Source organism: Methyloversatilis sp. MC4-4 (assembly GCF_049843555.1).
In the GTDB taxonomy this organism is placed as follows: domain Bacteria; phylum Pseudomonadota; class Gammaproteobacteria; order Burkholderiales; family Rhodocyclaceae; genus Methyloversatilis; species Methyloversatilis discipulorum_B.
On record NZ_JBBHZK010000001.1, the window covers coordinates 607,373 to 621,997 of the forward strand.

The following is a 14,625-nucleotide window of genomic DNA, read 5'->3' on the forward strand; positions in this document are numbered from 1 at the left end:
GAGATATCCATATGCACGCACTGATGGAAACGACGCTGCAGCTCGACGATGCAGTAGCCGCCTACCGCGACGGCGATCTGGTGACTGCGGCGCGGCTGTTCGAGGCGCTGGCGGAAGAGGGCTGTGTCGAGGCGCAGGCCTGGACCGGCGCGCTGCACGCGAATGGCGAAGGCGTGCCGGCCGATCTGTCGGTGGCCTTCCGCTGGTATCTGCGCGCCGCGGAAGGCGGCCACGTGCCGGCGCAGACCAATGTCGGCGCCATGCTGATCATGGGCACCGGCACGCCAGCTGACCCCGAACGCGGGCTGCACTGGCTGCGCGCGGCGGCAGAGGCCGGCGACGCGATGGCGCAGAGCAATCTGGCGACGCTGTACTTCAAGGGCCAGGGCACGGCGCAGGACGAGGCGCAGGCGGCGCACTGGTACCGGCAGGCGGCAGGGCAGGGGCACTTCCCCTCGCAGGCGCGACTGGGCTTCATGTACGCGAACGGCTTGGGCGTGGACAAGGACAGGGCACAGGCTTTCGCCTGGCTGTCGCTGGCCGCGCAGCACGGCGTGGGCAGTGCGCTCAACGCGCTCGAAGGCATGATCGGCCAGATGTCGGCCGAAGAGAAACAGAAGGGCGCTGCGCTGTTCGATCAGTGGCGCAGCCGCACGGCCGCCGTGTCGTCGCCGGCACGGCTGATTCCTGTTCCGGGGTGACGCGATGAGCTACAGCGTGCAGCAGATCAAGTTCGAGTGCCTCACCTATATCAAGGAGTTCGGTGCGCGCATGGACGAGTGGTCCATCGGCATGGCGGACGACCCGGAACACGCGCTGTTCGGCCTGTGCGGCGTCGACCCGGAGCGCGACATCTGGCTGTGGAAGCCGGCGCTGTCGGTGAACGCGGCGCGCACCGTGGTCGACTTCATGACCGGCCGCTACCGGTTGCATCCGGCGCGGGCGTCGAGTGCACCGGGCGGCCGTTGTGTGTTCATGTACCGAAGATCGACGACTGCGGATGAAGACGACACGATCTTGTAGGAGCGGTCTTCTGACCGCGACGGCAGCCTGCATCGAAGCCGGCGGCACGCAGCCGCCGCGTCGCGGCCAAGGCCGCTCCCACAGGGGACGTGCACCGGATCCGTGACCCGAGCTGGAGCCGGGGTTCTGTGGGAGGGGTCTTGACCCCGACGGGAGCCTGAACCGAAGCCTGCAGATTGCAGGCGCCGCTCCCACAGGGGTGCGTGACGCGTTGCTGGAGTCGAAGTCTTGTGAGGGCGAGCTTGCTCGCGATTGCAGCCTCGATCGGAGCGTGAGGTCCTTCAAGGCCGCTCCGACAGGGGAGGGCGCGCGCTCACGCGAAATGTCGGCGCGCGCACGAGAATGCCGATGTATTGATGATCTGAAAGCGCGTGCATCTGCGCTTCCGGACCATCGAAAAGAATTTGAAAAAAAGCCGTTGCCGATGCTTGACGCACCGCAACAGCCTTCCTATCATCGATTCAACTTTCCGCTCCGCCAGCATTGCCGGCGCGGAACAAGGCAAAAGGGCCTGCCCTGGATCTCCGGATCCGGGCAGGCCCTTTTTTTTTCGCCTTCTCGACACGTAAGTCCGCACCGGCAACGACGACGGTGCGATCGCAAGCCACTTTCTTTCATCACTTCCATCGAGGTCCATCATGAAGAATCAAATCAGGCGCGACATCATCAAAGGCCTTGCGCTCGCATCCGTCGCCGGTCCGTGGATGGTGCGCAATGCCATGGCCGACGATACGGTGAAGGTCGGCATCCTGCACTCGCTGACCGGCACCATCGCGCTGGCGGAGGCATCGGTGGTTGATGCTGAGAAGCTCGCCATCGACGAGATCAACGCTGCTGGCGGCGTACTCGGCAAGAAGATCGTGCCGGTGGTCGAGGACGGCGCCAGCGACTGGCCCACCTTCGCCGAGAAGGCGCGCAAGCTGCTTGATCGCGACAAGGTCGCGGCCGTGTTCGGCTGCTATACCTCGGCGTCGCGCAAGGCGGTGCTGCCCGTGTTCGAACAGATGAAGGGCCTGCTGTACTACCCGACCTACTACGAAGGTCAGGAACAGTCGCCGAACATCCTCTACACCGCGCACGAAGCGACCCAGCAGTGCATCCAGGCCTGCAACTGGCTGCTGGCCAACCGCGGCAAGACGGTGTATCTGATCGGCTCCGACTACATCTGGCCGCGCGTCACCAACAAGATCGCGCGCCCGACCATCGTCAAGGGCGGCGGCAAGGTGCTGGGCGAGGAATACCTGCCGCTGGGCAGCACCAACTTCGGTTCGACCATCAACAAGATCAAGGCGACCAAGCCCGACATCATTCTGAGCACCGTCGTCGGTGGCTCCAACGTCGCCTTCTACAAGCAGCTGAAGGCGGCCGGCGTGAACTTCAACAAGACCACGGTGATGGCGCTGGCCGTGTCGGAAGAGGAAGTGTCCGGCATCGGCAAGGAGAACGTGCAGGACGTGCTCACCTGCATGAGCTATCTGCAGAGCCTGGACAACCCGGCCAACAAGAAATTCGTCGCCGCCTTCAAGGCCAAGTACGGCGACAAGCGCGTGACCGGCGACACGCTGGCCAGCGCCTACACCGCGGTCTACCTGTGGAAGATGGCGGTCGAGAAGGCCAAGAGCTTCGACGTCGACAAGGTGGTCGCCGCCTCGGCCAACCTCGAGTTCGAAGGACCGGAAGGCAAGGTGAAGTTCCACGCGACCAACCACCACCTGTGGAAGCAGGCGCGCATCGGTTCCTTCACCGCGGACGGTCAGGTCAAGCTGATCTACGAATCGCCGCTGATCGAACCCAATCCCTACCCGACGCTGTAAGCCGCACGCCGCCTGCGGGCGGCTGCGCTGATGGTGGCTGTCCCGCGGCATCTGCGGGGCAGCCCGGACCCGACCGCAAGGAAGAGACCGAACAATGCTCAGACTGACAGACATCGTCGGCAACGCGTCCGACCCGGATATCGCCGACAGGCTGCATCACATCGAACACGACGGCGGCGTCGAGCGCGTGCGCCTGTCGCGCAACGACCTGGCCCGCCGCCGTCAGCGCCTGGTGACCGACCGCGGCACCGAACTGGCGCTGATGCTGGACCGCGGCGCACAGCTCGAGAACGGCTCCGTGCTGCTGCTCGAACCGGGGCGCGCCGTGCTGGTGATGCTCGACGAGCCGCAGTGGCTGGTGCTGCGCGCCGCGCACGCCGCTGGCGCGCTGGAGATCGGCTACTTCGCCGGCAACATGCACTGGAAGGTGCGCTTCGAAGCCGACTGCCTGTGGATCGCGCTCGAAGGCCCGCGCGAGGGCTATCTGAAGCGCATGACGCATCTGCTCGCGCGCGGCGATGCGACCGTGCTCGATGCGCCGGCGCAGGGCGGAACACGCTATCTCGCCGTTCCCCATGCGCACTGACATGAACGCACCGCACGCGCCTTTTCACATTCCGTCGCCCGACGATGGCGGCGGCGACGCGATCGGCATGCTGGGCATGCTGCAGTTCGCCGACAGCTTCTTTCCCAGCGGCGCCACCTCGTTCTCGTGGGGCCTGGAGTCCCTGAAGCTCGACGGCAAGGTTGGCGGCGCCGAACAGGTGTTCGAGTTGCTGTGCAGCCACATCGAACAGCGCTGGGCCGGATTCGACCGGCCGCTGATGCAGGCGGCGCGCTCCGCCTGGTCGCAGCGTGGCGCGGCCGCACTGGCCGAGGCGACCGAACTGGACCGCCTGTGCGAGGCGATGAACCTCGTGCGCGGCTGGCGCGACGCGAGCCGCCGCCTCGGTTTTACGCAGCTTCGCGTGCACGCCGATCTCGGTCTCGGCATCGCTCAGGTCTATCTGGATCAGGTGCGCGCCGCCGGTCTGCCCGGGCATCTGCCGGTGGTGCAGGGCCTGGTGTGGGGCGCCTACGGACTGTCGGCCTCTGGCTGCGACGCGATGGCGGCGAGCGGCCTGTGCACCACCGTGGTGGGTGCCGCGCTGCGCATGGGCCTGATCGGTCACACCGAAGGTCAGCGCCTGCTCGCGCGCACCCGGCCGCTGATCGCCCGCGTCATCGACACGCCGCCGCCTTCGACCGACGAACTGTGGAACGGCGCGCCGGCGCTCGACATCGCCGCCATGCGCCACGAGCCGCGCAATGCCCGGCTGTTCGCGAACTGAGTGCTGACTGACATGCAGAAGAGAGGAGGCACCCCATGCTGCTGACACCGACCGAACTCGAAAGACTGACGATATTCAACGCCGCCGAACTGGCGCGCCGGCGCCGCGCGCGCGGCCTGAAGCTCAATTGTCCAGAGGCGATCGCGATCATCGTCGACGACATTCTCGAGGGGGCACGCGACGGCCGCACGGTGGCCGAACTGATCGGCTTCGGCTCGCAAATTCTGAACAGCGACGACGTGCTGCCCGGCGTCGCGGCGCTGATGCCGATGATCCAGGTCGAAGCCAGCTTTCCCGACGGCACCAAGCTGGTGACCGTGCATGACCCGATACGTCCGGGCGCGGGTGCACAGACCGAGGCAGCGGGCACACCGCTGCGCACGCCGGGCGAAATCATCCCGGCCGAGGGGAAGATTGAACTGAACGCCGGTCGCCGCCGCGCCACGCTGCGCGCGCTGAACACCGGCGACCGGCCGATACAGGTGGGCAGCCATTTCCACTTCTTCGAGGTGAACCGCGCGCTCGAATTCGACCGCGCCCAGGCCTGGGGCATGCACCTCGACATCGCTGCCGGCACCGCGGTGCGCTTCGAGCCCGGTGAGGACAAGGAAGTGACGCTGGTCGCCTTCGGCGGCAGCGGCGAGGTGTTCGGTCTTAACCGTCTGGCCGAGGGCCCGACCGGCGACGCCACCGGCCTGCCGGACGCGCTGGCGCGCGCACGCCAGGCCGGATTCCGCGGCGCCTGAGCGCTGTCATCGACAACAGGGAGAACACGACATGACATGGCTCACCCGCCGCGACTACGCGGCGATGTACGGTCCGACCAAGGGCGACATGGTGCGCTTGGGCGACACCTCGCTGCTGGCGGAAATCGAGCACGACTTCTCGACGCCCGGCGACGAGTGCCTGCATGGTGGCGGCAAGACGCTGCGCGACGGGCTCGGCATGATGGGCGGCCTCACGTCCGAACAGGGCGCGCTCGACATGCTGATCAGCAACGTCGTCGTGATTGATGCGGTGGCCGGCATCGTCAAGGGCGACATCGGCATCAAAGACGGGCGCATCGTCGCCATCGGCAAGGCCGGCAATCCGCACGTGATGGATGGCGTGCATCCGCAGCTGCTGGTCGGCAACGCCACCACCGTGCGCGACGGCGAAGGGCTGATCGCCACCGCCGGCGGGCTGGACGTGCACGTGCATTTCGATTCGGCGCAGCTGGTGGAGCACGCGCTGGCCTCCGGCATCACGACGATGTTCGGCGGATCGCTCGGGCCGATCACCGTGGGCATCGACTGCGGCGGCGCATGGAATGTCGGTCGCATGCTGCAGGCGTCCGAACAGTGGCCGATGAACTTCGGCTTCCTTGGCCGCGGCAATTCGTCGCGCCCGGAATCGCTGGTCGAACAGATGAAGGCCGGCTGCATCGGCCTGAAGATCCACGAGGACTGGGGCGCCACGCCGGCCACGATAGACACCTGCCTGTCGGTGGCCGACGAGATGGATTTCCAGGTCCAGCTGCACACCGACACGCTGAACGAATCCGGCTTCCTCGAGGACACGCTGGCGGCGACGAGGGGCCGCACCATTCACATGTACCACACCGAAGGTGCGGGCGGCGGCCATGCGCCGGACGTGATCTGCGTGGCCGGGTTGCAGCACTGCCTGCCGTCGTCGACCAACCCGACCAACCCCTACACGGTGAATACCTTCGACGAGCACCTGGACATGATCATGGTGTGCCACCACCTGAATCCGGCGGTGCCCGAGGACGTGGCCTTCGCCGAAAGCCGCATCCGCGCGCAGACCATCGCTGCCGAGGACGTGCTGCACGACATGGGCGCGATCTCGATGCTGGGCTCGGACAGCCAGGGCATGGGGCGCATCAACGAAGTGATCTGCCGCACCTGGCAGCTGGCCAGCAAGATGAAGGACCAGTTCGGTCGCCTGCCGGAGGAAACCACGCGCAGCGCCGACAACGAACGCATCCTGCGCTACATCGCGAAGTACACGATCAACGCGGCGCGATCGTTCGGCGTCGATCACCACGTCGGTTCGCTGGAGCCGGGCAAGCTCGCGGACATCGTGCTGTGGCGGCCCGCCTTCTTCGGTATCAAGCCGGAAATCGTGGTCAAGGGCGGCTTCATTGCCTATGGCGCGATGGGTGACTCCGCCGCGTCGCTGATGACCTGCGAGCCGCTCATCATGCGTCCGCAGTGGGGCGCCTTCGGTCGCGCACCGCAGGGGCTGTCGGCCAATTTCGTGTGTGCCGCGTCGCTCGACAGCGACCTGCATGGCCGGCTCGACATCCGCAAGGCACTGCTGCCCTGCAAGGGCACGCGCACGCTGCAGAAGTCCGACATGGTGCGCAACGCTGCCTGCCCGAACATCACGGTCAATCCGCAGACCTTCGAAGTGAGCGTGGATGGCCGCGTCATCAGCTGCCCGCCGGTCGACCGCGTGCCATTGAACCGTCTTTACATGCTGAGGTGATGCCATGTCCGCACAACTGAATTCCCACGCACGACCGCGCGGCGCCGCCCGCGTCGGCATCGGCGGCCCGGTCGGTTCGGGCAAGACCGCGCTGCTGGAACAGCTCATTCCGCGTTTCATCGCGCGCGGCACCGACATCGCGGTCATCACCAACGATCTGGTCACCGCCGAGGACGCCGAGCGCGTGCGCCGCAGCGGCTTGATCGCGCCGGAGCGCGTGCTGGCGGTGGAAACCGGCGCCTGCCCGCACACCGCAATCCGCGAAGACCCCACGCTCAACCTCGCCGCCGCCGACGAGCTGGACCGCGCCTACCCCGGCCTGGAACTGATCCTGATCGAGAGTGGCGGCGACAACTTGGCGTCCTCCTTCTCGCTCGATCTGGTCGACTACTGGCTGTTCGTGATCGACGTGGCTGGCGGCGACGATATTCCGCGCAAACGCGGCCTGGGCGTACTGCAGTGCGACCTGCTGGTGATCAACAAGGTCGATCTCGCACCACACGTGAATGTGAATCTGCCGCGCATGGTGGCCGAAGCGGAAGAGGTGCGCGCCGGCCGCGCGACGCTGCTCACCAACTGCGCGCGCGGCGACGGTGTCGACGCGGTGGTCGAGCGCATCGCGCAGGAGGTGCTGTTTGATCGCTGAGCCGGCACTTGTCGATGCGCTGCGCTCGGTTGCAGAACAGGTGCCGCCGGTCGAGATTCGGCCCTGCGTCGATCTCGCCTTCGCGCGCGACGCGACCGGCCGCAGCTACCTGGGGCGCCAGTTCGTCGGCTACCCGGTGCACGTCGGTCGTGCGCTGCACGTCGATGGCTCGGCGCCCGATCTGTGCGTCGTATATCTGCAGTCGGTGTCGGGCGGATTGTTCGAGCACGAGCGGCTGGCCGGCCGGATCGACGTGGGGCAGGGTGCGCGCGCCCACGTCGCCACCCCGGCATCGACCATCGTGCACGCGATGCACGGTGGATCGGCGGTGCAGCGCCTGCGGCTCGTCGCACATCCGCGCGCATTGCTGGAGTACATGCCGGCGCCGCTCATCCTGTTTCCGGGCAGCCACATGGTGAGCGATGTCGAGGTGACACTGGCGGACGGCGCGCTGGTCGTGGTTGCCGACAGCTTTCTGCCACACGACCCCACTGGTGGGCAGCGATCGTTTGCCCGGCTCGAATCGGCGATGACGGTGCGCGACGCGAACGGACAGCTGCTGGCACGGGAACGGATGTGCATTGACGGTGAGAACTGGTTATCCGGCAACGCCGGCGCGAATGCCCGGCTGCGCATGCACGGGTCGCTGTGGCTGCTGGGCGGGTCAGCCGATGCCGAATTGCTGGAGGTGCTGCGGGCGTTGCCCGAGGAGGATGGAGCGCTGGCCGGCGCCAGTCATCTGCCGAACGCCGCCGGCATCGTGTTCCGCGCACTGGCGGTCGATGCCGTCCGGCTGGAGAGAATCATGCACGCCGCGTGGGCTGCGGCGCGTACCCATCACACCGGCTCAGCGCCGGCGCTGCGACGACGCTAAAGCGTCGCGGCACACCGATCCCGATGGCGGGACGCGGCGGATGGCGGAAGGGGCAAGCCGTCGCGTCTCGTCGTCGGGACCTTTTTTGGCACCTCAATCCTGATCGGGTAGTCCGAGCGTGGTCACGTCGCTCGGGTGCGCTCCGGGCTTGGCCGAGAGGACATGCAGGGTGCCATTCTCGTCCGCGATGCCAAGATGTCCGTGCTGTGCGGAAATAGAGCGAGCCCGGACGCCGCCAGGAAGTTCGATGACGACCGGCGAGGGCCATTGACGAACGACACGGTTTTCGTCGAGGAGTGCTCCCCAGACGAACACATTGCCGTCCGCGGTCATCGCAGCGGAGTGGAAATCCCCACTGGCGATGTCGATGACCTTCGATGTCGACGGAATGAGTACCTCATCAGGGTCGGCAATCGCGACCTGATTCCCTGACCCCAGCTGACCGAATTGGTTAGACCCCCATGCAAACACGATGCCATCGCTTCTGAGGGCGAGACTGTGTTCGAGCCCGGCGGCAACGAGGGTGTAGCGGGCGTCGTCGGGGAGTGCCACCTCCAGAGGATGCGTGTTCGAAAGTTCTACGGAGCTCGATTGACGGCTCCGATTGTCACCCCAGGCATACACGCGGCCCGAACTCAGAACCGCAAGGCTGTGACGGCCTCCCGCAGCGCTGTGCTGTGCGGCCTCGGGCAGCGGCACGACAATCGGCGTCAGCGAAGCACTGCCGGCTTCGCCTTGCCCGAGTTGCAGTGAGCGGTTTTCGCCCCAGGCGAAGATCTGACCATCCTCGAGCCTGACGAGGCCGTGACTCAACCCGAGCGAGACATCACGCGCTGGCGCGGACGCCTGGATCGTCATGGGTGTCGGCGTGCTCGTGATTGCCGCCGTTTGCTCCGTCCTGACGCGCTGGACCAGTTGTTGGGTAAGTCGCAGAAGAACGTTGGCTGACTCGTCCGTCTCGACATGTTGCGTCGTCGTCCAGTTGCGACCCCAGACCAGCAATCGGCCGGACGCGTCGATCGCAGCACTGCGTCCGCCGTTCGCGGAGAGGGCGCTGAACAAACGCGCATTCGATACGCGGGGCACTGCAGCCGCACGGTCTGTACGGCTCCCATCTCCCAACTGACCGTAATAGTTGCTTCCCCAGGAACGCAACACGCCCTGTCTGAGGTTCAGGTGATGCGCATATCCGTGCGCAGTGCCCGCACCGATTCGAAGCTGTGTTTCCTGAGATCCACGCACCGTGCCATCGCTGCTACGAACGACCGCGAGTACCGAGCAGATACCGCTGCGATGTGTTGTTACCAGATCGCCCTCAACGGTGCAGGTCTCGGCAGAGAGGTTCTCGAGAGTGACTGCAGACCCCGACTCAGCTCTCGCATTGATCCGGAACTGCTCGCCGGGAATCGGATGAACCCTCACGGTGCTAATCGTGATGTTCTCGAGGGCGACAGGCGTTGTTCTCCAAGTGATCGCAAAGGTGTTCGCGTCGTCGGCAGACGACGACACCGCGATCAGACATTGCTCTCCCGCCGCACACGGAACGAGCATTTCCCCGCCCGACGGCGTGAGCGCCGATGAGCGAAACAGACTGAGGTGTCCGTTGGCGGCCAAGCGATAGACGAGCACTCGATGGCCTGGAACCAGACCGGAGAGCGAGATTCGAAGATCCGTGTCGGCCCGGCCCGAGAATGTCCACCAAACGCTGGTCTGCAAACTGCCAGTGCCATGATCGGGCTCGTCGACCTCTGTTCCGGAATTGAACGTGCTTCCCTGGATGAGTCCTGCGTCGCCGATCAGCTCGGTGGCGAACGACCGCAGGTCATTGATAGGCGGCTTTGATACTCGCTGAGGGGTTCTGCGCAGGGCATGGTCACCCAGACCGAGTTGCCCTTCCGAGTTGGCGCCCCAGGCATAGAGCATCCCGTCTGATCCCCGCATGAGCACATGGTCGGCACCGCCTTCGGAGAACTGTATGGCATTCACACCGGCGGGGAGGTTTACCTGGCGGAACGACGCATAGCCAGCCAGATTGTCCAGTTGCGACACGCCCGCAGGCCCGCTCTGCCAGACGGATCCATCCGAAAAACGAACCAGGGAGAAGTAAAGTCCCGCGTATGCGGACGCCACCCTCTTGTTGGTGTCGAGGTTGATGTGAAACGGCTGGTACTGCCGGATATCCGCAGGACCGAAGGCGCCGAAGTGACTGCTGCCCCATCCGTAAAGGCGGCCGCTCGAAGAGAGGGCAAGTGAGTGAGAGCCGCCTGCGGACACCTGCGTGAAGCGGACGCCCGGCACTGTCACGGTTTGAGGAATCGAAGTGTCACGGGTACTTGCCGCTGCACCGCTCGTGCCGCTGCCCCATGCGTGGACGCTGCCATCTCTATCCAGTGCAAGTGCGTGGGACACGCCGGCCGAGATGCTGATGGGGCGGGCGTCCGGATCGAGCGCTACGCGTCGGGGCTTCTCAGAATCCGCGTGGGAGTATGTGCCGAGGCCAAGTTGTGCGTTGTCGTTACTGCCCCATGCGTAGACCCAGCCGTCATCGCCCAGCGCAAGACTGTAGTCGCTTCCCGCCGCAATCTGCAGCGCGCGAACGCCCTTGGGCAGGGCGGGCTGGGCGTACATTGCGGCCGGATCAGCCGAACCCAACTGCCGATACTCGTTGGACCCCCATGCGTGGATGAGTCCTTCATCATCGATCGCCAAAACGTGGCCAAGTCCGGCGGCAACAGCGACGACCGGTCGGTCGATACCGCGAGCCAGTGCAGGGATGTTCCGACCTTGTATCGTGCCGTCGGCCAGATTTCCTCGTGCGTTGAATCCCCAGCTTTCCAGGTAACCGTCGTCGTTGACTTGGTAGCTGGAAAGATGACCGGCCGCGAAGACCTCGCCGATGCGGGTCTGGATGTGTTGCTCGAACGGCGACCATACGGCGTCGCCGTGCTGTGTGAGGCGCAGAACACAGTCCCCATGGTTTCGCATCGTGAGCAGCCCGTCGGCCCATGAGCATACTGTGTCGGTCAGCGCGGTGACTTCAACCGGCAGGCCGGACGACAAGGCCGGTTGAAGCGGGTAGGTGCCTGCATGAGTCGAGGGGCTCAGTGAAACCGGCAACGCGGTGCCCTGCAGGCGCTGGATGCGACGAGTGTCGAAAGACCAGGCGATGCGGATATCACCTGAAGTGTTCCCGGCGGGTTCCCCGACCGGCGGCGACAGCGTCGCGGCGTACCCGTCGACCGATATCTGGTACTCGACGCCGGCTTCCGTTTCGAACGTGACTTTGCTCGCGCGAGCCGTACCGAAGTCGTTGTTCCAGGCAACGAATTCCAGTGTGTCCAGCGAATTCCCGCGATAGATCGTCAGCATCGTATCGAAATTGCTGCCGGTCAGATCGATGGTCAACTTGCCGTCCGCGGGGGCCTGCCAACGCCACCATGCGCTGTGGCTGCTGTGAGCGCCTGCAAGGAGCGGTTCTCCGGCCTCCGAAGTTGTGCCGCGGTTATGCCCGGAGGTCGTTCCGGATGTCCCGGACAGCAGCCGGCGATTGGTAAAGTTGTCGTTGATGGAGGGAAGATCGAGTGACGCACCTGAGGACGACTTCAGTTCTCCATCCAGGGTTCGCACCGTAAAGGCAGTGGCGCCAAGGTCGAACGCGCTCACGTTTCCAAGAAGCGATACGGCGGATATCGACGGCACCGTCAGATCACTGATGCAGTAGAGCAAGGCATCTTCGGTGACGAGGCAGCCGCCGCGCTCACCATTCGTATCAATCGCCACAGTCTTCCCGACCAAGTTCGACGGCAACTTAACTTCGCTGATGGTGAGAGGTGCGTTAGCTGAGTGAAAGGACCGCCAATAGAAGAGCCTACGATCGGCCGTCAACGCATAGTCATATGCCGTTCCGGCAACGATGCTGACAACAGGACTCAGCAGCGGAATCTTCAATCGGCGCGGAGGTTCCGAATTTTCGGAATAGTCTGATTCGGCGCCCCAACGGAATACGCTACCTCGTTCGTCCAGTGCAAGTACATGCCGGCCGCCGCTAGACAGGGCAACAATCCTTGCTGAATTGGGGATGGTGACCAGTGAGGGGGTATCGACCGTGTCCGTAGATCCGAAACCCAGTTGTCCGGTGACGTTCGCTCCCCAAGCGAACACGCGGCCACTTTCACCGATGGCTAGGCTGAAATAAGCGGGGGGGGACGGGTAACCGACTCTTCCGGCAAGAATGTCGGCGGCGCGTTCGTTGGCGGGCAGGATCACCGCTGCTGCATGGTCACGACTGACACGTGTGCCGTCGCCCAATGCGCCATCTGCGTTGTTACCCCATGCATGAATCCTGCCCTCTTCGTCGAGAGCCAGACCGTGGCCCAGGCTGCTGCTCACCTTCACGGCCGAGGTGGGCAACTCGATTGCCCGTACTTTCGTTACGTTGTCCGATCGATAGAAGACATGGACTTCTCCTGCGTCTTCGATGGCAGCGCCTGTGTTGTATGCGCTCATGTCGAAGTCCACGGAGACATGCAGCAGATGATCCATTTCGACCGATGCCCATGTCGCGTCACCATCTACACGCAGACGCAAGCGGCAGGCTCCCGCGATACGGCCCCTTATCAAACCGTCGTCGTCCATCGGGCAGATCAAGGGATCGCGGGTGCTTACTTGGACCGGCAATCCGGAGGCATGGGTGGCAAGCACGCGAATGGCTTGGCCGCCTAACGTCAACAGAGGCGAGACCGAGAGAACGATGGGCGCATGCTTGCGCGTATCCGTGGCCCAACTCAGCAACATGTGCTCGGTTGTCCATGACGGTATGTTGACGCCGATCTGGTACACCTTGCCTGCCTCGATCTGAGCGCGCGTTTCTGCGAGACCGCCATTGGCAGTATCGCTGATTGAATGCTGCTCAAGTTGATCCAGGCTTTCACCTTCTAGAATCGCAACACGTGCGCGGCTTTCGGTGGCGAGCCTGGCGACGATCGTTGCATCGCTATCGGCGGTGAACGACCACCAGAGCGTGCCACCCGGGCTATCGAGCGCGTTCAACGGATCGCCAACCTCGGTGATCGCGCCCGAATAGAAGAAGCTGCGCTCCCCCTGCGACGATCGGATAATTTCCCGATCAGCGAAATCATCGTTGCCACGGGGAAATCGAGTCAGTGCAGGTGTTCTTGCTGCTGTGACATGCTTCGCACCACCCCATGAGTACAGCTCATCGCGGGTTGACCAGATGCTGCTGGTGGTTGCGCCGGCGTGAATATCCCTTGCACTGACGCCGGTCGGCAGGGCGACTTTGACGAAGCTCTCGCTGACCGCGTCCCAGCTGCCATTGCCCAACTGCCCATATTCATTGTTACCTCGGGCATAGAGGGTCCCGTCCCTCGTCAGCAGAAGTACGTGCGAGTATGAAATGGATATCTGATCAGCCATCGCGTCATCGGGAAGCGGTAGCGGTTCAGGCGTGGAGCATGCACGTGCGGACGCGTAGTCGAGGGAAGAGAGCGATGTGCCGCAGCCCCAGGCGTACACGCGTCCCTGATCGTCAATCGCCATCCCGCGACCGCCGATGGCGTGGATCGATGTCACCTTTACCGATGGAGGCAGGTCGATGACCGTCGGAGTGGCGATGTAATCGGTTCCGTAGGTGAGCACACCGTAGTCACTGCGGCCCCAGGCGTAGACCTTTCCGTTGCGGCCCAATGCCAGCGTGAAATCGTCGTCCGCCGCCAGGGCAGTCGCCCGCTCTCCGTCCGGGAGCTCGATTTCCTGCGGCGTCGCCGGTGACTCGTCCCACTCTTCTCTGCGCCAGCCAAAGATGCGCCCGTCTGCGTCGAGCACCGTCGTGTGGCTGTTACCGACCGCGACCGATGTAATGCTGCCCGCTCCAGGTACAGGCACCTCGACGTAGCTATCAACGGCGCCGGTGTGGCCCAGGCCGAGTTCGCCATACCAGTTCTGCCCGTAGCCATAGAGTTTTCCATTGGTGCCGATGGCGAAGCCATATCTAGCGCCGCGGCTGACGATCTGCTGCGCGGTAATGGTCCCGACGAGCGAAAACTTGCGCATGCACGACGGCAGGTCCCCCGAAAAGCAATTGAAGTCAGGGGTCCATGTGCGTATCGAACCATGACTGTCGATACTCAGGGTCGATAACCCGTAGCTGGCCATGCGCGCGGAGGTCTCCGCCTGCGCGGTGCTGGTGGCCAACATCAGGAGCGCTGCGCAACGTATCCAGAAATATATGTGGGCGCCGGGCATGTTAATCGGTGGGAACATCATCCTTGACGGTGGAGCGGGTATTGAACGTATGCCGATCAGGTTCCGAATTTGAGCACACGACGATGACATCCGTCTCGGTCACGCGTCCCGGAAAACGGCGATTGAGCGATGCATGAAGCGCAGCGTCCGCCGTGTCGCGCACTTTCGCAGCGACGGTGAAGAACG

10 protein-coding genes are annotated in these 14,625 nt (G+C 64.4%); 9 read left to right on the plus strand and 1 reads right to left on the minus strand.

The genetic code is table 11. The annotated features are described in order from the left end of the window. Positions 1-11: 11 nt before the first annotated feature. The 9 genes from WDZ97_RS02820 (at position 12) to WDZ97_RS02860 (ending at position 8,178) form a co-directional block, all read left to right on the plus strand. Complete coding sequence (locus tag WDZ97_RS02820) at positions 12-701, plus strand: tetratricopeptide repeat protein (protein ID WP_425761731.1); 690 nt, start codon at positions 12-14, stop codon at positions 699-701. Positions 702-705: 4 nt separating this feature from the next. Next, positions 706-1,023, plus strand: coding sequence for a hypothetical protein (locus WDZ97_RS02825; protein ID WP_425761732.1), 318 nt, complete (start codon positions 706-708; stop codon positions 1,021-1,023). Positions 1,024-1,661: 638 nt separating this feature from the next. Beyond that, complete coding sequence (gene urtA, locus WDZ97_RS02830; protein WP_019917770.1) at positions 1,662-2,837, plus strand: urea ABC transporter substrate-binding protein; 1,176 nt, start codon at positions 1,662-1,664, stop codon at positions 2,835-2,837. A 94-nt stretch (positions 2,838-2,931) separates the two neighbouring features. Then, a complete protein-coding gene (gene ureE, locus WDZ97_RS02835) occupies positions 2,932-3,423 on the plus strand; it encodes an urease accessory protein UreE (RefSeq protein ID WP_296812270.1) in 492 nt (163 codons plus the stop codon). Position 3,424: 1 nt separating this feature from the next. Next, entirely contained in the window at positions 3,425-4,168 is a 744-nt protein-coding gene (locus tag WDZ97_RS02840) for an urease accessory protein UreF (protein ID WP_425761733.1), read from the plus strand. Positions 4,169-4,203: 35 nt separating this feature from the next. Continuing rightward, positions 4,204-4,914: an urease subunit beta gene (locus tag WDZ97_RS02845; protein ID WP_425761734.1), complete on the plus strand. Its 711-nt coding sequence runs from the start codon at positions 4,204-4,206 to the stop codon at positions 4,912-4,914. A gap of 31 nt (positions 4,915-4,945) precedes the next feature. After that, entirely contained in the window at positions 4,946-6,658 is a 1,713-nt protein-coding gene (gene ureC, locus WDZ97_RS02850; RefSeq protein WP_304005040.1) for an urease subunit alpha, read from the plus strand. A gap of 4 nt (positions 6,659-6,662) precedes the next feature. After that, positions 6,663-7,304 carry an urease accessory protein UreG gene (gene ureG / locus WDZ97_RS02855; protein ID WP_304005044.1) on the plus strand — a complete coding sequence of 214 codons (642 nt, stop codon included), beginning with the start codon at positions 6,663-6,665 and terminating at the stop codon, positions 7,302-7,304. Further along, positions 7,294-8,178, plus strand: coding sequence for an urease accessory protein UreD (locus tag WDZ97_RS02860; RefSeq protein WP_425761735.1), 885 nt, complete (start codon positions 7,294-7,296; stop codon positions 8,176-8,178). Before ureG ends, WDZ97_RS02860 begins: the two co-directional genes overlap by 11 nt. Before the next feature lie 93 nt (positions 8,179-8,271). Here the strand turns inward: WDZ97_RS02860 and WDZ97_RS02865 are convergent, their stop codons facing one another. Further along, positions 8,272-14,391, minus strand: coding sequence for an RCC1 domain-containing protein (locus WDZ97_RS02865; RefSeq protein ID WP_425761736.1), 6,120 nt, complete (start codon positions 14,389-14,391; stop codon positions 8,272-8,274). Between the last annotated feature and the right edge of the window lie 234 nt (positions 14,392-14,625).

What these genes read in the sequence shown, in the direction of transcription:
- WDZ97_RS02820 (WP_425761731.1), top strand. Translation starts at nt 12, where the DNA reads ATGCACGCACTGATGGAAACGACGCTGCAGCTCGACGATGCAGTAGCC.
- WDZ97_RS02825 (WP_425761732.1), top strand. Translation starts at nt 706, where the DNA reads ATGAGCTACAGCGTGCAGCAGATCAAGTTCGAGTGCCTCACCTATATC.
- urtA (WP_019917770.1), top strand. Translation starts at nt 1,662, where the DNA reads ATGAAGAATCAAATCAGGCGCGACATCATCAAAGGCCTTGCGCTCGCA.
- ureE (WP_296812270.1), top strand. Translation starts at nt 2,932, where the DNA reads ATGCTCAGACTGACAGACATCGTCGGCAACGCGTCCGACCCGGATATC.
- WDZ97_RS02840 (WP_425761733.1), top strand. Translation starts at nt 3,425, where the DNA reads ATGAACGCACCGCACGCGCCTTTTCACATTCCGTCGCCCGACGATGGC.
- WDZ97_RS02845 (WP_425761734.1), top strand. Translation starts at nt 4,204, where the DNA reads ATGCTGCTGACACCGACCGAACTCGAAAGACTGACGATATTCAACGCC.
- ureC (WP_304005040.1), top strand. Translation starts at nt 4,946, where the DNA reads ATGACATGGCTCACCCGCCGCGACTACGCGGCGATGTACGGTCCGACC.
- ureG (WP_304005044.1), top strand. Translation starts at nt 6,663, where the DNA reads ATGTCCGCACAACTGAATTCCCACGCACGACCGCGCGGCGCCGCCCGC.
- WDZ97_RS02865 (WP_425761736.1), bottom strand. Translation starts at nt 14,391, where the DNA reads ATGTTGGCCACCAGCACCGCGCAGGCGGAGACCTCCGCGCGCATGGCC.